The 18,812-nt window shown below is 70.8% G+C and carries 15 protein-coding genes; 8 read left to right on the top strand and 7 right to left on the bottom strand.

What is annotated here, in order from left to right; translation table 11 throughout:
* Positions 1-217 precede the first annotated feature (217 nt).
* On the bottom strand, positions 218-1,189 hold the full coding sequence (locus tag ACWFRU_RS01730; RefSeq protein WP_453684479.1) for a hydroxyacid dehydrogenase: 972 nt from the start codon (positions 1,187-1,189) through the stop codon (positions 218-220).
* Positions 1,190-1,536: 347 nt separating this feature from the next.
* On the opposite strand from ACWFRU_RS01730, the gene ACWFRU_RS01735 reads away from it, so the two are divergent.
* From ACWFRU_RS01735 to ACWFRU_RS01750, 4 genes are all read left to right on the top strand, one after another.
* On the top strand, positions 1,537-2,391 hold the full coding sequence (locus ACWFRU_RS01735) for an ABC transporter permease (protein WP_135336256.1): 855 nt from the start codon (positions 1,537-1,539) through the stop codon (positions 2,389-2,391).
* 56 nt (positions 2,392-2,447) lie between these two features.
* The gene (locus ACWFRU_RS01740) at positions 2,448-3,311 is read left to right on the top strand and encodes a carbohydrate ABC transporter permease (protein ID WP_453683755.1); all 864 of its coding nucleotides are present in this window, start codon (positions 2,448-2,450) and stop codon (positions 3,309-3,311) included.
* A 67-nt stretch (positions 3,312-3,378) separates the two neighbouring features.
* Positions 3,379-5,016 carry an extracellular solute-binding protein gene (locus ACWFRU_RS01745; RefSeq protein WP_453683756.1) on the top strand — a complete coding sequence of 546 codons (1,638 nt, stop codon included), beginning with the start codon at positions 3,379-3,381 and terminating at the stop codon, positions 5,014-5,016.
* A gap of 109 nt (positions 5,017-5,125) precedes the next feature.
* A complete protein-coding gene (locus ACWFRU_RS01750; protein ID WP_453683757.1) occupies positions 5,126-6,190 on the top strand; it encodes a LacI family DNA-binding transcriptional regulator in 1,065 nt (354 codons plus the stop codon).
* 151 nt (positions 6,191-6,341) lie between these two features.
* Here the strand turns inward: ACWFRU_RS01750 and ACWFRU_RS01755 are convergent, their stop codons facing one another.
* Together ACWFRU_RS01755 and ACWFRU_RS01760 are read right to left on the bottom strand one after the other, a co-directional pair.
* Positions 6,342-7,145 carry an alpha/beta fold hydrolase gene (locus ACWFRU_RS01755; protein ID WP_453683758.1) on the bottom strand — a complete coding sequence of 268 codons (804 nt, stop codon included), beginning with the start codon at positions 7,143-7,145 and terminating at the stop codon, positions 6,342-6,344.
* On the bottom strand, positions 7,142-7,855 hold the full coding sequence (locus ACWFRU_RS01760) for a DUF998 domain-containing protein (protein WP_453683759.1): 714 nt from the start codon (positions 7,853-7,855) through the stop codon (positions 7,142-7,144). The genes ACWFRU_RS01755 and ACWFRU_RS01760 overlap by 4 nt, the downstream gene beginning before the upstream one ends.
* A gap of 70 nt (positions 7,856-7,925) precedes the next feature.
* On the opposite strand from ACWFRU_RS01760, the gene ACWFRU_RS01765 reads away from it, so the two are divergent.
* The 3 genes from ACWFRU_RS01765 to ACWFRU_RS01775 all read left to right on the top strand — a co-directional run bounded on the left by ACWFRU_RS01765 (position 7,926) and on the right by ACWFRU_RS01775 (position 12,546).
* Entirely contained in the window at positions 7,926-8,540 is a 615-nt protein-coding gene (locus ACWFRU_RS01765) for a hypothetical protein (protein ID WP_453683760.1), read from the top strand.
* Positions 8,541-8,677: 137 nt separating this feature from the next.
* Positions 8,678-10,372: a multicopper oxidase family protein gene (locus ACWFRU_RS01770; protein WP_453683761.1), complete on the top strand. Its 1,695-nt coding sequence runs from the start codon at positions 8,678-8,680 to the stop codon at positions 10,370-10,372.
* Between the two features lie 416 nt (positions 10,373-10,788).
* Positions 10,789-12,546, top strand: coding sequence for an NAD+ synthase (locus ACWFRU_RS01775; protein WP_453683762.1), 1,758 nt, complete (start codon positions 10,789-10,791; stop codon positions 12,544-12,546).
* A gap of 129 nt (positions 12,547-12,675) precedes the next feature.
* On the opposite strand, the gene ACWFRU_RS01780 is transcribed toward ACWFRU_RS01775, so the two are convergent.
* The 4 genes from ACWFRU_RS01780 to ACWFRU_RS01795 all read right to left on the bottom strand — a co-directional run bounded on the left by ACWFRU_RS01780 (position 12,676) and on the right by ACWFRU_RS01795 (position 17,498).
* Entirely contained in the window at positions 12,676-13,899 is a 1,224-nt protein-coding gene (locus ACWFRU_RS01780) for an MFS transporter (protein WP_453683763.1), read from the bottom strand.
* Positions 13,900-14,041: 142 nt separating this feature from the next.
* Positions 14,042-15,064: an endonuclease/exonuclease/phosphatase family protein gene (locus ACWFRU_RS01785; protein WP_453683764.1), complete on the bottom strand. Its 1,023-nt coding sequence runs from the start codon at positions 15,062-15,064 to the stop codon at positions 14,042-14,044.
* Between the two features lie 173 nt (positions 15,065-15,237).
* Positions 15,238-15,837, bottom strand: coding sequence for a TetR/AcrR family transcriptional regulator (locus tag ACWFRU_RS01790; RefSeq protein WP_453683765.1), 600 nt, complete (start codon positions 15,835-15,837; stop codon positions 15,238-15,240).
* Positions 15,838-15,905: 68 nt separating this feature from the next.
* Positions 15,906-17,498: an MFS transporter gene (locus ACWFRU_RS01795; RefSeq protein WP_453683766.1), complete on the bottom strand. Its 1,593-nt coding sequence runs from the start codon at positions 17,496-17,498 to the stop codon at positions 15,906-15,908.
* Positions 17,499-17,654: 156 nt separating this feature from the next.
* On the opposite strand from ACWFRU_RS01795, the gene panB reads away from it, so the two are divergent.
* Positions 17,655-18,542, top strand: coding sequence for a 3-methyl-2-oxobutanoate hydroxymethyltransferase (gene panB, locus ACWFRU_RS01800; protein ID WP_453683767.1), 888 nt, complete (start codon positions 17,655-17,657; stop codon positions 18,540-18,542).
* Positions 18,543-18,812: the final 270 nt, after the last annotated feature.

Raw genomic sequence — 18,812 nt, forward strand, 5'->3', positions numbered from 1 at the left:
TGCGTACGCGGCGCGGGGCGCGAAGCCGTAGGTACGTACGCGGGGCGGGGCGCGAAACCGTGACTTTCCCCGATCCCGCCCCTTCCCGGAAACCCGCTGCGCGGGGGCCTCTTCAAGCGCCGGTGGGGCTGCTTTTCCAGCCCGTCCGGCGTTTGAGGACGAACTCGGCGGAGCCGGTGATGGGCGGCGGGCAAGACCTCGCCCACCAGAACCCTCCCTACGCCAACCGCCCCAGCTCCTCCCGCACAAGTCTCCCCCTCAAAGGCGCCCCCGCCAGAAACCGCTCCACCTCCCCCACCGCGAACTCCCCCAGCCGCCGCACCTCACTCCCCTGCGCCCCGGCGACATGCGGGGTGACCAGGACGTTCGGGAGCGTCAGCAAGGGATGCCCGGACGGCAGCGGCTCCGGGTCCGTCACGTCCAGGAAGGCGTCCAGGCGCCCCGCCCCGCACTCCCTGGCCAGCGCCTCCGTGTCGATCAGCGCGCCGCGTGCCGTGTTGATGAGCGTGCCCCCGTCGGGGATCAGCTTCAGCATCTCCTCGCTCACCATGCCGCGCGTCTCGGGCAGTTGGGGCGCGTGGACGCTGACGATCGAGCTGCGCCGGCACAGCTCCGAGAGGTCGACGAGCTCCACACCGAGGCCGGCCGCCTCCTCCCGCGTGACGTACGGGTCGCTGAGCAGCACCCGCCACCCCGCGTCGGACGCGCGCAGCGCCGCGATGACCCCGCGGCCGATGCGGGAGGCGCCGATGATGCCGATGGTGCGCGCGTCGGCGCCGGTCCGCTCGGCGAAGGGCGGCCATCCGTCGGCGTACCGCGCCGCGGTCGGCAGCGCGCCCTTCGCCGCGAAGGTGATCGCGGCGAGCGTGTAGGCCACGACGGGCCCCGCGTTCGCGTCGGCCGCCGACGAGACCACCACGCCCCGGTCCCACAGCGCGTCCGTCACCACGGGTTTCACCGATCCGGCGGCGTGCACGAGGACGCGGAGCCGAGGTGCGTGGGCGAGGACCTCGGCCGTGACGGGCGGGCAGTTCCAGCCGGTGACCAGGATCTCCGCCTCGGCGAGAACCGCGCGCGCATCGGCCCCGGTAAGTGACCCGGTGAGCAGGGCGGGCGCCAACTCCACGCTGCGGTCCAGCCGTTCACGGATGTCGGGGGCGAAGACCCGCTCCGCGACGTCCGCGCTCATGGCGAGCGCCGCGTTCGGTCGGCCCTGCAACTCTGCCTGGTCTGCCACGCGTGACCATCCCTCGTAGTAACCGGTTACCCAACAGCGCCTGGAGGCTAGGCCGAAGTCGGGACGGTGGTCAAGAGATCGCGGGGTCAAGGGGGTTGACCGGGGTTAGTAACCGCTTTAGATTCCGGTCACCTTGTTCCGACAACGGAGGGGCTGCCGTGTCAGCGGTGTTGAAGGACCGGACGGAAACCGAGGCGGTGAAGCCGCCCGGCAAGCGCAGCAATCGACCAAATGGCAACAAAACAAAGCGTGATGAGCGATGGAAACGGTTTCACTCCTCGCGAGTCCTGCTGCTGCTCATGGCCCCGGGAGTCGCGTACTTCCTGGTGTTCCACTACGGCGCGTTCATCGGGAACGCCGTCGCCTTCAAGGAGTACGTCCCCTTCGACGGCCTGTGGGCCAGCCCCTGGGTCGGCCTCGAGAACTTCGACCGGATGTTCGGCGACCCGGACTTCTGGCACGCGACCTGGAACACGCTCTTCCTCGCGGTGCTCCAACTGGTCTTCTTCTTCCCGGTCCCGCTCGGCCTGGCCCTGCTCCTGCACAGCCTGACCTCGGACCTCACACGGCGCTTCGTGCAGTCCGTGGTCTACCTCCCGCACTTCCTGTCGTGGGTCATCGTCGTCGCCCTGTTCCAGCAGGTGCTCGCCGACACCGGCCTGCTCAACTCCGTGCTCGGACAGGCGGGTCTGCACTCGGTCGACATCATCGGCAACCCGGACGCGTACCCGGCGCTCGTCGTCGCCCAGGTCGTCTGGAAGGACGCCGGCTGGGGCACGATCATTTTCCTCGCCGCGCTGATGCAGGTGGACGAGCAGCAGTACGAGGCCGCCGCCATCGACGGGGCGGGCCCCTGGCGCCGCTTCTGGCACGTGACGCTGCCGTCGATCCGGCCGGTCGTCATCCTGCTGCTGATCATGCGGCTCGGCGACATCCTCTCCGTCGGCTTCGAACAGATGCTGCTGCAACGGCAGTCGGTGGGACCCGAGGCCGGTGAGGTGCTCGACACCTTCGTCTTCTGGCAGGGCATCGTCGGCGGCGACACCGGATACGCCGCGGCGGCGGGCCTGTTCAAGGGCGTGGTCGGCGCGATTCTCGTCTTCGCGGCCAACAAGGTCGCCCATCGCCTCGGCGAGCAGGGGGTCTACAAGTGAGCACGAAATCCACTGCGATACGTGCCGGGCGGCAAAACCCCGTACGCCCCTCCTGGATGGAGAAGCCGAAGCCGGTCACCCAGGTGGCCAAGGCCCTGGCGATCGTCACCATCCTGGTCATGGTCTTCGTGCCGTTCCTCGTGATCGTCTCGACGTCCTTCGCCTCGAACCGCGAGGTCATCGCCAACGGCGGCTGGGTCCTGTGGCCCACGCACCCCACCCTGCGCGCCTACGAGCAGGTCTTCGAGGGCGGCATCGTCACCAAGGCGCTCGGCGTCAGCGCCGGCATCACGGTCATCGGCACCCTCGCCTCCCTCGCGTGCACCACGTTCCTGGCGTACGCGCTGAGCCGCCCCAAGGTGTACGGGGGCAAGCCGATCCTGCTGATCATCCTGTTCACGTTCCTCTTCCCGCCCGGCATGATCCCCGCGTTCCTGCTGGTCAAGGGCATGGGGATGCTGGAGAGCTACAGCGCGCTGATCGTCCCCGTCCTCATCAACGTGTTCAATCTGGTCGTCCTGCGCGGCTTCTTCCAGGGCGTGCCCGAGGAGTTGTACGAGGCGGCGCGGCTCGACGGCGCGAACGACTGGCAGATCCTGTGGCGGGTCGTGCTGCCGCTCTCCAAGGCGGCCCTCGCGGTGGTCGGCCTCTTCTACGCGGTGAGCTACTGGAACGCCTGGTTCCATGCCTCGATCTACCTGGAGTCCGACCACTGGCCGCTCCAGCAGGTCCTGCGCACGTACGTCATGGGCGGCTCGCAGATCGCGGACACCGGCCTGAGCGACGCCTCGAACGTCTCGGCGCCGCAGACGATGCAGATGGCCGTCCTGGTGATCGCCACGGTGCCGATCCTGATCGTCTACCCCTTCCTGCAGAAGTACTTCACCAAGGGCGTGCTCACGGGCGCCATCAAGAGCTGAGCCAACTTCTCCGGCTTCCCGAAAGGTTGTCACTGTGTCTGGTCCCTCTGGTTCCTCTGCTTCCTCGATGTCGCGCCGTACGCTGCTGCGCTCCATAGCCGTCGGCGGGGCCGCGGTCGCGGCCCCCTCCCTGCTCACCGCCTGCTCCACCGGCTCGGACGGCGGCGGCTCGGTCAGCAACGCCAACAAGAAGGCGGCGCCCTGGCCGACGTACACGCCCGCCAAGGGCCCGACGCCCGACCTCGCGCCCACGGCCGAGGGCGTGCAGCCCGGCTTCACGAAGTACCCGCAGAAGCTGGTCGCCGCGACGGCCGAGAAGCCGGGCAACGACAAGCAGAAGATCAAGGTCATGACCATCACCTACGGCACCCCGCCGAAGCCGGTCGGATCGAACAAGTTCTGGCAGGCGATGAACGAGGCCCTCGGGGTCGAGGTCGAGTTCTCGGTCGTGCCGGACGCGGACTTCCGCTCCAAGATGTCCACCCTGATGTCCGGCGACGACCTGCCCGACATGATCAACTTCGGTGGCGGGTACGTCCTGCCGCGCGAGTCGCAGTTCGTGAAGTCGCGGTGCGCGGACCTTTCGGAGCACCTCTCCGGAGACGCGGTCAAGGACTACCCGAACCTCGCCAACATCCCCACGTACGCCTGGGAAGGCATGGGCCGCGTCTCCGGGCGCATCTACGGCCTGCCGATCGAGCGCGCCAAGGTGCAGGGCGCGATGTTCATCAACCGCGAGGCGTTCGACAAGGCGGGCTACAAGCCGGGCATGTCGGCGAGCGACTTCCAGGCGATGGCGCGCGAGGCGTCGCGGAACAAGAAGTCCGCGCTCGGCGCCTCGTCGGTCGGCTATTTCGGCTACCTCTACCACGCGATGTGGCACGGCGCGCCGAACCAGTGGCAGATCAAGAACGGCAAGGTCACCGACATGTACGGGACCGACGAGTTCAGGGCCGCGCTCGAATACATGTCGAAGATGCGCAAGGCGGGCTCGTACAACTCCGACGCCACCTCGATCTCGCAGGTCGACCTGAAGACGCAGTTCTACAACGGCACGGTCCGCTCCATGACGGACGGCTGGGGCGCCGCCGTCTCCAACGCGCAGGGCATCAAGGACGAGTTCACGCTGGACGCCGCCGTGCCGTACGTGGTCGACGGTGCGACGCCCGTCTACCAGCAGAACCGCGGCTGTTTCGGCTACACCGTCATCAAGAAGGCCTCCAAGGACCGCGTCAAGCTGATGCTGCGGGTCCTGGACTGGCTGGCATCGCCGTTCGGCTCCAAGGAGTACGAGCTGATGCACTCCGGAGTCGAGGGCACGCACTTCGAGTACGACAAGAACGGCGACCCGATCCCCACATCGCTCGGCCTGGTCGAGAACCGCACGAACCTCCCCTTCGCCTATCTCATGGACGCGCCGCAGCCGCTGTACTTCCCCGGCTTCGCCGACCTGACCAAGCGGCTGCACACCTGGGAGAAGGCGGTCGTGCCGCACCTCGTCCGGGACGACCACTGGGGCCTGATGTCGGACACGTACAACCGGCAGGGCGCTTCCATGCAGCAGGTCATCGAGGACGGCGTGACGGCGATCGTCTCGGGCCGCAAGAAGCTGTCCGACTGGGACGCCGTCTACAAGAAGTGGCAGACCCAGGGCGGCGAGAAGGCACGCGAGGAGTTCGCGAAGGAGTACGAAGCCGCGCACTGATGCGGCGCGGGGGCGGGATGATGGTCCGGGGCGGTCTGTTGTGGGGTGACGCGGGCATCGCGGGCAACGCCGTTCCGGACGCTGCTACTTGAGGACTTGAGGAGACACAGTGGGTGAGCGGGTCACCATCCGTGACGTGGCGGCGCGGGCGGGCGTCTCGGTCGCGACCGTCTCGCGGGTTCTCGCGGGCAACTACCCGACGTCGACGGCGTCACGGGGGAAGGTGCTGCGGGCCGTCAAAGATCTCGACTACGTCGCCAACGCGCACGCGCGCGCGTTGGCGGGCGCCGGCCGCAAGACGATCGCGGTGCTGATGTTCGACGTGGTGAGCTCGTTCTACGCGCATGTGGCACAGGGTGTGGAGATGGAGGCGGCCCAGCGGGGCCGCCTCACGCTGATCTCGTCGACGAACAGCGACCCGGCCCGCGAGCTGGCCCTGGTGCAGATGATGCGTGAGCAGGCCGCGGAGGCGGTGGTGCTCGTGGGCGGGGTCATCGAGGACGACGAGTACCGCGAGCGGATGGCGCGGTACGCGGAGGCCCTCGCCGCGGCGGGCTCCCGCCTCGTCCTGTGCGGGCGTCCGGCGCCGGCGCCGGATGTCCCCGCGCTGGTCGTCGAGTACGACAACGAGGCGGGCGCGTACGCCATCACGAGCCACCTGCTGGGCGCCGGCCACCGAAGGATCGCCCTGATCGGCTACCAGCCAGGCCACACCACGGGCGAGGACCGCGTCGCGGGCTACCTCCGCGCGCTGGCCGACCATGGGGTGCCACGCGAGGAGGCGATCCTGCACGGCATCGGCTTCGGCCAGAACCACGGGTACGAGGCGATCAAGGACCTCCTCAAGAAGGCGGATGGACGGCCGGACTTCACGGCGGTGTTCGCGGGCGACGACAGGGTGGCGGCGGCCACGGTGATCGCCCTGCGGGAGCATGGGCTGCGGGTGCCGGAGGACATCTCGGTGGTCGGCTACAACGACGACCCGGTGGCGGCGGACATCACTCCCGGCCTGACGACCGTGCACATCCCCGCGGAGGAAATGGGCCGCACGGCAGTCCGCCTCGCCTTGTCGGGCTCCCCCCGAACAGGCCAGGAACGCCACCTTCTGGGCACACACATCGTGATTCGGGAGAGTGTGCGGGGGGTTCGGGGGGCGGGAGGGGGCGGGGCGTAGGGAGGCGCTGGGGAGACGGGGCCGGGAGGCGCCTGCCGCCGGGTGGGTGGGGCGGTTCGTGGGGGCCGAGGCCTTGGGGGTTACGGGCGGGGAGGCGCCTGCCGCCGGGTGGATGGGGGCGCTTCGTCGTGCAGCGGCGGGTCGGGGCGGGTCAAGGCCCAGGGGCCAGTACCGCTCTTGCCACCGCCCCCGGCGCATCTCGCATCACCACGTGTCCCGAAGGCTCCGCGACGTGGAAGGCCGCGTCGAGTGAGGCGGCGAGGGTTCGCTGCCGGGTGAGCCAACCCGCCCCGCCGACACCCCCGTACGCCGCGAGAACCGTCACCGGGAGCCCGTTCCGCAGGGGGAAAGCCCGGCGCAGTGCGGCGAGTTCAAGCGCCGCGTCACCGTACGTGGCGTACTCCAGCAGTGCCCCCCGCCACACCCGGCTCACCCCGTAGACCCGCCTCACAGGCCCGTCCCCGCGCACCGCCACCCTCCGCAACGCGGGCCCCACCGCCCACGGCAACCCCGCTCCGGCGAGTACCGCGCCGCCCAGCCGGGCAGCCCCCACCCGCACCCCGCGCGGGACCCGCACCCGCGGTCGTTCCTCGACGCTGGAGTCGACCAGGACCAGGCCTGCCGTACGCTCCGGGAAGAGGCGGGCGAACGCCTCGCAGTGGAAGCCCGCCAGGGAGTGCCCGACCACCGTGGCCGGGCCGGCGAGGCCCACCGCGTCCAGGACCCCCGCGATCCGCTCGGCCTCTCCCGCAAGCGTGGGCGCCACGCGCGCGTGCCCGCTCAGCCCCGCCCCCGGCCGGTCGAAACGGACGACGGTCCGCCACGGGACGAGCCGCTCCACCACCGCGTCCCAGTCGAACCACGCGAGCCCCAGCCCCGCGCTCAGCACGCACACCGGCCCGCTCCCGGCCACCCGCACGTGATGCGGCACTCCCCCGATCCGTACGAAACTCACCCGCGCCGCACCACCCCACGCGCGAGGAACCCCAGCCAGACCGCGATCAGCAGCACCTGGAGCCGCTGCCCCGCCCCCAGCCCCCACGTGCCGTACCCCGCGTCGAAGGCGGCGATCGCGGCCAGGGTCCAGGCGGTGGCGGCCAGTTCGAGGCCCACGAGGACGAGACCGAGGTTGCCGGCGAGGGAGGGCAGGAGCCCGTGCCTGCGCGCCGCGAACGTCAACGCCACCATCCCCACCAGCGCCCCCGTCACCGCGACGCTGCTGCTCACCACGTGCGCCGAGTGCGCCGCGGGCACGAGCCCCGCCCGCTCCCTGGCCCCGCAGAGCACGTCGGCGGTCGGCGCGCAGCTCAAGGGGAGCCGTGAGTCGACCGCGGTGGCCGCCCCGAACAGGGCGAGCCCCGCCCACCCCACGACCCCGCTCCCCCGCCGCGGCAGCCACCGCAGCGCGCCCACCGCGCCCGCGAGGACCAGCAGCCCCGCGGTCAGGTCGGTCGTGCGGAACAGCGTGCCGTACGGCTGGTCCCGGGCCCCGAGTTCACTGACGTACGAACTCAGCGGCGAGAGTCCCGTACCGAGGAAGGCTTCGAGGAGCCACGTGCTGTAGGCGACCGCGCCGAGCGCGAGGAGGGTTGAGACGGTGACGACACGCGCGTACCCGCCATCCGCACGCACCGCTTCATGTCCCACTTTGTCCGCAATCGCCATGGGGTCATGATCAGCGACGTGCAGGGGGGCCGCATGTCGTCCCATACCCGGCGGGGGTAAGGTTCCGCCCATGGTGGCCACGAGCGGGCAGAGGAGACAGGGGAACGGCAGGCAGCTCCTGCTGCTCGCCGCCCTGCTCTTCGGCATCGTGACGATGCATACGCTGGGCCACCCGACCGCGCACTCGTCGAGCCCCGCGAAGGGCCACTCCACGGGCGCCACGAGCCCCGCGTCGGGCCACTCCACGGGCGCCACGAGCCCCGCGTCGGGCCACTCCACGGGCGCCACGAGCCCCGCGTCGGGCCACTCCACGAGCGCCACGAGCCCCGCGTCGGGCCACTCTCCGCACCAGCCGAGCCACCCGAGCGGGACCGAACAGGCCGCCGCGCAACACGAGATGAGCGCGAGCGACCCCGCACCACCGGGCATGGCCGAAGTCACCGGCCACGCGCGCGTGGCGACAGCCGTGGGCGCCCCCACCGGGATGGACGGGATGGACCCGTTGTCCGTCTGCCTCGCCGTCCTCGCCGCATTCACCCTCGTGCTGCTGCTCAAGGCGGGCCTGCTGCGGCCCGGCGGCTTCGTCGTGCCCGCGCGTCCGCTCGCCCGGCTGCTCGACGGACTGCGGCCCAATCCGCCGCCGCCCCGCATACTCCTCTCCCACCTCTCGGTGCTGCGCATTTAGGCCGACGCACCGGCTGCTTCGCCCTGCCCGCGTCCGGCGGGTCCGTGAATGGGAACCTCCGGGCGTCGAGCGGTGTATCAGAAGCAGCAGATGCGCCCATCTGCACGCAACACCACCACGACGAGGTGTACTCAGCCATGCGCACTCAACCCCCGCGCACCCCTTCGCGCAGCGTCCCTTCGCGCAGCGCTCCTTCGCGCCGTGCCCTGCTCGGCGCCGCGACGGCCGTCGCCGGTTCGGGACTCCTGGCGGCCTGTTCCGGCTCTGGGTCCGGCTCCGGTGCGGACTCCGCCCACGCCGGACACGGCGGCGGGTCCGAGCCCGAGGGCTATGTCGACCCCGCGGGCAAGGAAGTCGCCGCCGCGGAGAAGAAGCGGACCGGCGGCGGCACGGTCCACGAGGTGAAGCTGACGGCCATGGCCGCCAAGCTCGACCTCGGCGGCCGCACGGTCAAGACGTGGGCGTACGGCGACCGGCTCCCCGGCAAGGAAGTCCGCGTCACCGCGGGCGACACCCTCGCCCTCACGCTCGCCAACCACCTCCCCGAGGCGACATCCCTGCACTGGCACGGTTTGGCCCTGCGCAACGACATGGACGGCGTCCCGGGCCTGACCCAGAAGGCCGTGAAGCCCGGCGCGGAGTTCACCTACCGCTTCGCGGTGCCGCACCCGGGGACGTACTGGTTCCATCCCCACTCGGGCACCCAGCAGGACCGCGGTCTGTACGCACCACTGATCGTCGAGGACCCCAAGGAGCCGTTGCGGTACGACAGGGAGTGGGTCGTCGTCCTGGACGACTGGGTCGACGGGGTGGACGGCTCCACCCCGGACGCCGTGCTCGCCGAGCTCAGCAAGGGCATGGGCGGCCACGACATGGAAGGCGACTCCGGCGAGGGCGGTCACGGTGGTCACGGCGGCCACGACATGTCCGGCATGGGCCAGCGCACGGCCACGACGCCAAGCCCCTCCACAACATCGAGTGCCCCCGCGCCGGACGCCCCTTCCCGCATGATGATGGGCGCCAAGAGCGACCTGCTGGGCGGCGACGCGGGCGACGTCGCCTACCCGCACTACTTGATCAACGGCCGCACGCCGGACGCCCCGTCCTCCTTCAAGGCCCGCCCCGGCGACCGCATCCGCCTGCGCATCATCAACGCGGGCGGTGACACGGCCTTCCGGGTGGCGCTCGGCGGCCACGAGATGACCGTGACGCACACGGACGGCTTCCCGGTGGAGCACGCGAAGACGGACGCGCTGCTGCTCGGCATGGGAGAGCGCTATGACGTCCTGGTCACCGCCAAGGACGGCGTCTTCCCGCTGACCGCGGCGGCCGAGGGCAAGAAGGCGGCGGCGCTGGCGGTCCTGCGCACGGGCGGCGGCCGGCCACCTGCCCCTTCGACACGCCCCAAGGAACTGAGGGGCCGCCTCCTGACGGCGGACAAGCTCCGGGCGGCGCGTCCGGTGGCCCTCCCGTCCCGCAAGCCGGACCGCACGATCAGGATGCGACTGACCGGCGGAATGGCGAAGTACGACTGGGCCTTCGACAAGACCCCCTACTCCCCCGACCGCCGCCACCCCGTCCGCGCGGGCGAACGGGTCCGCCTGGTCTTCGCCAACTCGACGACGATGTGGCACCCGATCCATCTGCACGGCCACACGTTCACCCTGGCCAATACGCCGAACGGCCCGCGCAAGGACACCGCGGTCATCTTGCCGAACGGCACCCTGACGGTGGACTTCGAGGCCGACAACCCCGGCCTGTGGATGATCCACTGCCACAACGTCTACCACTCGGAGGCAGGAATGATGACAGTCCTCGGCTACCGCACCTGACGGCCCCTGGGCCACCCCCTACCGACGGCCGTCGGCTACCACTGCTGACGGCCGTCGGCCCCCGCAGGCGACCACCCTCGGCCACCCCAGCTGACGATCGCCGGCCACCGCGACGGACGGCCTGGGCCACCACGCCTGACAACCCTCAACCAACCACCGCAGCGCACGGCCGGGCCCACCCCGCCCGACCGCCCTCAACCACCGCACCCCACGCCCCGGAACCACTCCGCCCGACCGCCCCCAACCACCGCACCCCACACCCCAGAACCACCACACCCGACCGCCCCCAACCACCACACCCCACACCCCAGAACCACCCCGCCCGACCGGCGGCGACGGTGTGGGGTGCCCCCAGTGGGGTGCCCCACTCCCGCCCCGCAAGGCATCGCGTCGCTCTGACGATTACACTGGGCCGCGTGCCTCAACTACGCCTCGCCCTGAATCAGATCGACTCGACCGTCGGCGATCTCGCCGGGAACGTCGAGGCGATCGTCCATTGGACCCGGCACTCCGCCGAGCAGGGAGCGCACCTCGTCGCGTTCCCCGAGATGGCGCTGACCGGCTATCCCGTCGAGGACCTCGCCCTGCGGTCGTCCTTCGTCGACGCCTCCCGGGATGCGCTGCGCGCGCTCGCGGCGCGGCTGAACGACGAGGGGTACGGCGAGCTGCCGGTCGTCGTCGGCTATCTCGACCGCACCGAGGAGGCCAAGCCGAAGTACGGCCAGCCCGCGGGCGCCCCGCGGGACGCCGCCGCCGTGCTGCACCGCGGCGAGGCCGTCCTGACGTACTCCAAGCACCACCTGCCGAACTACGGCGTCTTCGACGAGTTCCGCTACTTCGTGCCGGGCGAGACCCTGCCGATCCTGCGCGTGCACGGCGTCGACGTCGCGCTCGCCATCTGCGAGGACCTCTGGCAGGACGGCGGCCGTGTCCCCGCCACGCGTACCGCGGGCGCGGGCCTGCTGCTGTCCATCAACGCGTCGCCGTACGAGCAGAACAAGGACGACGTACGCCTCGAGCTGGTGCGCAAGCGCGCGCAGGAGGCCGGCTGCACCACCGCCTACCTCGCGATGATCGGCGGCCAGGACGACATCGTCTTCGACGGGGACTCGGTCGTCGTGGACCGGGACGGCGAAGTCATCGCGCGTGCCCCGCAGTTCGCCGAGGGGTGTGTCGTCCTCGATCTGGATCTGCCGGCCGCCGCTCCGGTGCCGCCGTCGGGCATCGTGGACGACGGCCTGCGCATCGAGCACGTCACCGTCTCCGAGGAGCCTCTGCCCGCGTACGAGCCGGAACTCACGGGCGGATACGCCGAGCGGCTCGACGACGAGGAAGAGGTGTACTCGGCGCTGGTCGTCGGGCTGCGCGCGTACACCGCGAAGAACGGTTTCAGCAGTGTCCTGATCGGGCTCTCCGGAGGCATCGACTCCGCCCTGACCGCCGCGATCGCCTGCGACGCACTCGGCGCGCAGAACGTGTACGGCGTGGCCATGCCCTCCCGCTACTCCTCCGAGCACTCCATCAGTGACGCGGAGGACCTGGCCCGGCGTACGGGGCTGAACTTCCGCACCGTGCCGATCGCCCCGATGTTCGACGCCTACATGGGGTCGCTGGGTCTCACCGGGCTCGCCGAGGAGAACCTTCAGTCGCGGCTGCGCGGCACGATGCTGATGGCCCTCTCCAACCAGGAGGGCCACATCGTCCTCGCGCCGGGCAACAAGTCCGAGCTGGCAGTGGGGTATTCGACGCTCTACGGCGACTCGGTCGGGGCGTACGGCCCGATCAAGGACGTCTACAAGTCCCTGATCTTCCGGCTCGCCGAGTGGCGCAACCGCGCGGCGCTCGACCGCGGCCAGACGCCGCCGATCCCGGAGAACTCCATCACCAAGCCGCCGAGCGCGGAGCTGCGTCCCGACCAGGTGGACACGGACTCGCTGCCGGACTACCCCGTCCTCGACGCGATCCTGGAGATGTACGTCGACCGCGACATGGGCGCGGACTCGATCGTCGCCGCCGGTTACGACCGGGAGCTGGTCGTGAAGACACTGCGGATGGTGGACACGGCCGAGTACAAGCGGCGGCAGTACCCGCCGGGCACGAAGATCTCCGCGAAGGGCTTCGGCAAGGACCGCCGCCTTCCGATCACCAATCGCTGGCGGGAGAAGTCCGTCTGACGGTGCCGGGCGGACGGGTGGGCTGACGGTGCCGGGCGGACGGGTGGGCGGCGAAGATCCGTCGCGAGCGGCGGTTCAGTGCACTCGCCCGCCCACCCGTCATCGCCCGGGAACCAGGAACACCAGCGTCTAGCGACTGGCCGTCTCCCGCCGCGGCTCGCCCGAAGCCACCAGCCGCTCACCGCCCGCCGCAGGCGCATGCGCGGGCGACCGCAGGTCCACCACGTATGCCACACCCGCCACGGCGAGGCCAAGCACCGCGAGCCCCGCGCCCACCACGGCCGGTGACGTCACGCCGAAGCCCGCGGCCAGCGCGAGGCCGCCGACCCAGGCGCCGCCCGCGTTGGCGAGGTTGAACGCGGCCTGGTTGGCGGAGGAGGCCAGGGACGGGGCCGCCGACGCCTTCTCCATCACCATGAGCTGCAGGGGCGAGCCCGTCGTGAACGCCGCCATGCCGAGCAGCGTCACCGCCAGCGCCGCGCTCCACGCCGCCCCCATCAGGACGGGGAACAGGGCGAGGACCACGACGAGTGCCGTGAGGCCGCCGAAGAGCGTGCCCCGCAGGGAGTGGTCGGCGAGCCGGCCGCCGAGCAGGTTGCCCGCCGTAGCGCCGACACCGAACAGCGCCAGGAGCACTGTCACGCTGGATTCGGCGTAACCCGCGGCGTCGGTGAGCATCGGCGTCACATAGCTGTACGCGGAGAACAGCGCCCCGAAGCCCGCCACGGTCGTGCCGAGGGCGAGCCACACCGGCACGCTGCCGAGCGCCCGGATCTCCCCGCGCAGGCCGCCGCTCTCGCCGTGGCCGTGGTCGGCGGGGACGAGGAGGGCGAGCGCGGTGATGGCGGCGAGGCCGATCGCGCTGACCGCGAGGAACGTGGCGCGCCAGCCGAGCTGCTGGCCCATCGCCGTGGCGACGGGCACGCCCACGATGTTGGCGACGGTCAGGCCGAGGAACATGAGCGAGACGGAGCGCGCCTTGCGCTCGGGGGCCACCAGGCCGGTGGCGACTACCGCGCCGACGCCGAAGAACGCGCCGTGCGGCAGGCCGCTCAGGAAGCGGGCGGCCATCAGCCAGTGGTAGTCGGGGGCGGCGGCCGAGAGCGCGTTGCCCGCGACGAAGAGCACCATCAGGCCGATGAGGACCCGGCGGCGCGGCATGCGCGCGGTGACAGCGGCGAGCAGCGGGGCGCCGATGACGACACCGAGGGCGTACGCGGAGACCAGGTGTCCCGCGGTGGGGATGGATATGTGCAGGTCGTCCGCGACATTGGGCAGCAGGCCCATCATCACGAACTCGGTCGTGCCGATGCCGAAGGCGCCCACGGCTAGGGCGAGCAGGGCCAGGGGCATGAAGAACCTTCCGGTGGAGCGCGTGAGGGACGGGTGTTCCATAAGTTTACGTACGGAACAAAGTCTCTCAGGCTCAGTATTCCGCGAGGTTACGAGCGGGTGTGCCGCGCGCCAAAAGACGGCGGCCACCGGCGGGCACGTGTTACAACTCGACCCGCGCCGCGATCGGCAGGTGATCGCTGCCCGTCTCCGGCAGCGTCCACGACGACAGCGGCTCGACGCCCTTCACCATGATCTGGTCGATCCGCGCCATCGGGAACGACGCGGGCCAGCTGAAGCCGAAGCCGTCGCCCGCAGCGCCCTGCGTGGAGCGCATCTGGGAGGTGACCGCGTTCAGGGCGCGGTCGTTCATCGTGCCGTTCAGGTCACCGAGCAGCACGACCTTGGAGACCTGCTCGTCGGCGATCGCCTCGCCGAGCGCGTCCGCGCTGTCGTCACGCTGGTTGGCGGTGAAGCCCGCGTCCAGCTTGACCCGCACCGAGGGCAGGTGGGCGACGTAGACGGCGACCTCGCCCTTGGGGCTGTTGACCGTCGTGCGCATGGCGCGCGTCCAGCCCAGCTTGATGTCGACGGGCTTGGTGCCGGTCAGGGGGTACTTGCTCCACAGGCCGACCGTGCCCTGCACCGAGTGGTACTTGTACGTGCCGGCCAGCGCCTTCTCGTACGTCGGGACGGCGTTCGCCGTGAGCTCCTCCAGGGCCACGACGTCGGCGCCGGAAGCGGCGACGTCACGGGCGGTGCCCGAGGGGTCGGCGTTCTCCGCGTTCACGTTGTGGGTGGCGACCGTCAGGTCACCGCCGGTGCCGGACTTGTCGCTGATAAGGCCGCCGAAGGAGCTGACCCAGATGACCGAGGGCAGCAGCACCGCGATCAGCGCGGTGGCCGACTTGCGCACGAAGCCGACGACGAGCAGCACCGGGATCAGGACGCCGAGCCAGGGCAGGAACGTCTCGATGAGGCTGCCGAGGTTGCCCACGCCGTTCGGGATCTGTGCGTGGAAGAGCATCACCAGGGCCAGCAGCACCGCGACCCCGGCCGTGACGAGCCCGCGCCGCCAGATGCCCCGGTCGCCCCGCCAGCCGTCGGCCAGGCGCCGGAACCGAGACCCTTGGCGGCCGGGTTCCGAGCCGCCGCTGCCTGTCTCCGTCACATACGCCTGCGCCATACGCTCGTCGCCTCACTGGTGCCGTGCAACCGTCCTCGCCCCTGAAACCCTAGGCGATGATCGGGTGTCCTCCCCGCCGTCCGTGACGGCCGTACGGGACGAGGACGAGCGGCGCGGCGCGGCGGGTTCCACATCTCACCGCACAACGGGCCGCTGTGACGAAACGTGCACATTCACCCCGTGGGCCGCAGTCCCGCGAGCACGGTGTCCACGATCCGCTCGGCGAGGTCCTCCTCCAGCGGCGCGTCGGAGCGCAGGACGGTGCGTACGAGCATGGGGCCGACGAAAAGATCGTTGGCGAGGACGATGTCGACGTCGGCGGGCAGTTCGCCGTTCTCCGCGCCCCGGCGCAGCACCCCGAGCATGACACGGCGCTGCGGTTCGATGACGGTCGTGTGGTACGCCTCCCACAGCTTGGGCAGGCTCTTCATCTGCGCGAACACGTTGTGCAGCAGCGCGGAGGACCGCATGTTCACGCCGCGTCTGCGCAGATGGTCGAGGAGGACGATGATGTCGCCGCGCATCGAATCGCCGGCCAGCTCGGGCGGCGGGTCGTCGATGCCGCGCAGGATGTCGACGAAGAGTTCCTCCTTGCCGCTCCAGCGGCGGTAGATGGTCGCCTTGCCGACACCCGCCGTGCGCGCGATCCGCTCGATGGAGAGATCGGCCAGGGGCACGCCGTCCTCGATCAGCTTCAGGACGCCCTCGACGATCGACCGTTCCACGGCCTCACTGCGGGGGCGCCCCCGGACGCCTTTGGCGATGTGGCCCACGTCAACTCCGTCTTCTCGTCGTCCGGCGCTCTGCCGTGGCGATTCTCCCCTGCACTCCCCCGCCCCGGTCAGCGCCCCGCACCCACGGGGTCGGCCTCCGGACGCTCCGCCTCCGGTTCCTGGGGAGTGCGGCCCGGCAGGAACAGGGCGACGACCACGACGCCGATCAGGGCGACGCCCGCGCCGCAGAGTGCCGTGATGTGCATGGCGTGCAGGAAGGAGTCGTGGGCCGCTGTCACCAGCGGTTCACCGCGCGGGCCGAGCTTGGCGGCGACGCCGAGGGTGGCCTCGATGGACTCGCCCGCCGCGTGCCGCGCGTCGGCGGGCAGCAGCGTGAGCTTGTCCTCGACGCCGCTGCGGTAGGCCGCGGAGAGCACGGAGCCGAGCACCGCGATGCCGAGGGCCCCGCCGACCTGCCGGAAGGTGTTGCTCAGCGCGGAGGCGGAGCCCGCCTTCTCGCGGGGCAGCGCCTGCATGATGACGACGCTGGCGGGCGTCATGATGTGCGCCATGCCGGTGCCCATCAGGAAGAAGATGACCTCCAGGATCCAGATCGGCGTATCGGCCTCGAGGATCGTGAAGGCGGCGAGCATCGCGGCCAGGAGCAGCAGCCCGCCCGAGCACACGGCGCGGACGCCGAAGCGGTCGACGACGAGGCGGGCGCGCGGCGCGAAGATGAGCTGGGCCGCGGCGAGCGGCAGCATCAGCAGGCCGGTCTGCAGCGGCGAGTAGCCGCGCACGCTCTGTGTGTAGAAGACCGCGAAGAACGTGACGCCCATCAGCGCGAAGAAGACGAGGGCGAGGCTGCTGATCGCCGCCGAGAAGACGCGGTTCCTGAAGTACGAGATGTCGATGGACGGGTGGTCGCTGCGCTTCTCGTACAGCACGAAGCCGACGAGTACGGCGAGGCCCGCGACGACGGTGCCGATGACGGCGGGGTCGGTGAAGTCGGCGAGCTGGCCGCCCTTGATGATGCCGTAGACGAGCAGGACGAGGCCGATGACGGACAGGCCCACGCCCACCAGGTCGATCCGGCCCGGCTTCGGGTCGCGCGACTCGGGCACGAGCCAGATCATCAGCCCGATCGCGACGATCACGATCGGCACGTTCACCAGGAAGACCGAGCCCCACCAGAAGTGGTCGAGAAGGACGCCGCCGGTGATCGGCCCGATCGCGATGGCGAGGCCGACGCCGCCCGCCCAGATGCCGATGGCCTTGGGCTGCTCGTCGCGCTCGAAGACGTTCATCAGGACGGCGAGGGTGGCGGGCATCACGAAGGCCGCGCCGAGGCCCATCACCGCGCGGAACAGGATGAGTTGTACGGGTGAGCCGGACTCGGCGGCGAGCGCGGAGCCGATGCCGAAGACGGCGAGGCCGGCGAGCAGCACCTTCTTGCGGCCGAGGCGGTCGCCGAGCAGGCCCGCGGTGAAGAGGAGCCCGGCGAAGACCAGGGTGTAGGAGTTGATGGCCCACTCCAGGTCGCCCTGGGTGGCGCCCAGGCCCGTGGGCTCGGGGGTCGAGATCGTCTTGATGGCGACGTTCAGGATCGAGTTGTCGAGCACCACGATGAGCAGGCTCAGCATCAGGACGCCGAGGATCGCCCACCGGCGCCGGTGAACGGCTTCCGGTACGCGTGGGGTGGGGACGGCGGGAGTAGTCATGGCTCCCACGGTAAAGCAATTCCGATACGAGACCGTCTCGTATTGTAAAGACTTTACCCAGGGGTCCACTAGCCGACGGGCGCCGCGTGGTGCCACCATGGAGGTGATCCGGGGACGCCGTCAGGGCGCCTCGAGATAACAGAAGGAGCCGTTGCGATGACGCAACTTTCGGCTGCCCAGAACCAGCCCGCGGGCCCCGCCGGTCAGTCCGCCGACAGCAGCAAGGCGCTGTACGGAGGCAAGAGCACCCGCCGCATCACCGTCCGGGACATCTCCGCCGCCAAGGAGCGCGGCGAGAAGTGGCCCATGCTCACCGCGTACGACGCGATGACCGCGTCCGTCTTCGACGAGGCGGGCATCCCCGTGATGCTGGTCGGCGACTCGGCGGGCAACTGCCACCTCGGGTACGAGACGACCGTGCCCGTCACGCTCGACCAGATGACCATGCTGTCCGCGGCCGTCGTACGGGGCACGTCGCGTGCCCTGATCGTCGGCGACCTGCCCTTCGGGTCCTACCAGGAAGGCCCGGTCCAGGCCCTGCGCTCGGCGACGCGCCTGGTGAAGGAGGCCGGGGTCGGCGCGGTGAAGCTGGAGGGCGGCGAGCGCTCGCTCGCCCAGACCGAGCTGATCGTCTCCTCCGGCATCCCCGTCATGTCCCACCTGGGGCTGACGCCGCAGTCCGTGAACACCATGGGCTACCGCGTCCAGGGCCGTGGCGACGAGGCGGCGCACCGCCTCCTGAGCGACGCGAAGGCCGCGCAGGACGCGGGCGCGTTCGCGGTCGTCCTCGAACTGGTCCCCGAGGAGCTGGCGGCCGAGGTCACCCGCTCCCTGCACATCCCGACGGTCGGGATCGGCGCGGGCGCGGCGTGCGACGCGCAGGTCCTGGTCTGGACGGACATGCTGGGCCTGACCGGCGGCAAGATGCCGCGCTTCGTGAAGCAGTACGCGGATCTGCGGGGCGTGATGAGTGGCGCGGCCAAGGCGTTCGCGGAGGATGTGGTGGGCGGCACGTTCCCCGCCGCGGAACACGCGGTCCACTAGCTCCTCCCCCGGGCGTCGAAGCCACGCCCGCCCCTGAGCCACAGCGGCACCACCGGCAGCCCGTCGAACTTCCCCCGTCGACGGGCTGCCTTCTTCTCGCCGGGGGGCGTTGCGGGGGGGCTCGGTTTTCGCTTCCCTTTGCGCTTTTCCTCGCCGGGGGCGTTCTGCGGGCTCGGGGTCCGTTACGTTCCCTTTCTGCTCGGGCGCGGGGCCTTTTGTCCGCCGCTTCGCGGCGATATCCCCCACCCACCCACCCGAGCACCCCGGGGC

It is taken from the genome of Streptomyces sp. NPDC055099, from assembly GCF_053607685.1.

What these genes read in the sequence shown, in the direction of transcription:
- ACWFRU_RS01730 (WP_453684479.1), bottom strand. Translation starts at nt 1,189, where the DNA reads ATGAGCGCGGACGTCGCGGAGCGGGTCTTCGCCCCCGACATCCGTGAA.
- ACWFRU_RS01735 (WP_135336256.1), top strand. Translation starts at nt 1,537, where the DNA reads ATGGCCCCGGGAGTCGCGTACTTCCTGGTGTTCCACTACGGCGCGTTC.
- ACWFRU_RS01740 (WP_453683755.1), top strand. Translation starts at nt 2,448, where the DNA reads ATGGAGAAGCCGAAGCCGGTCACCCAGGTGGCCAAGGCCCTGGCGATC.
- ACWFRU_RS01745 (WP_453683756.1), top strand. Translation starts at nt 3,379, where the DNA reads ATGTCGCGCCGTACGCTGCTGCGCTCCATAGCCGTCGGCGGGGCCGCG.
- ACWFRU_RS01760 (WP_453683759.1), bottom strand. Translation starts at nt 7,855, where the DNA reads ATGGCGATTGCGGACAAAGTGGGACATGAAGCGGTGCGTGCGGATGGC.
- ACWFRU_RS01765 (WP_453683760.1), top strand. Translation starts at nt 7,926, where the DNA reads ATGGTGGCCACGAGCGGGCAGAGGAGACAGGGGAACGGCAGGCAGCTC.
- ACWFRU_RS01770 (WP_453683761.1), top strand. Translation starts at nt 8,678, where the DNA reads ATGCGCACTCAACCCCCGCGCACCCCTTCGCGCAGCGTCCCTTCGCGC.
- ACWFRU_RS01780 (WP_453683763.1), bottom strand. Translation starts at nt 13,899, where the DNA reads ATGCCCCTGGCCCTGCTCGCCCTAGCCGTGGGCGCCTTCGGCATCGGC.
- ACWFRU_RS01785 (WP_453683764.1), bottom strand. Translation starts at nt 15,064, where the DNA reads ATGGCGCAGGCGTATGTGACGGAGACAGGCAGCGGCGGCTCGGAACCC.
- ACWFRU_RS01795 (WP_453683766.1), bottom strand. Translation starts at nt 17,498, where the DNA reads ATGACTACTCCCGCCGTCCCCACCCCACGCGTACCGGAAGCCGTTCAC.
- panB (WP_453683767.1), top strand. Translation starts at nt 17,655, where the DNA reads ATGACGCAACTTTCGGCTGCCCAGAACCAGCCCGCGGGCCCCGCCGGT.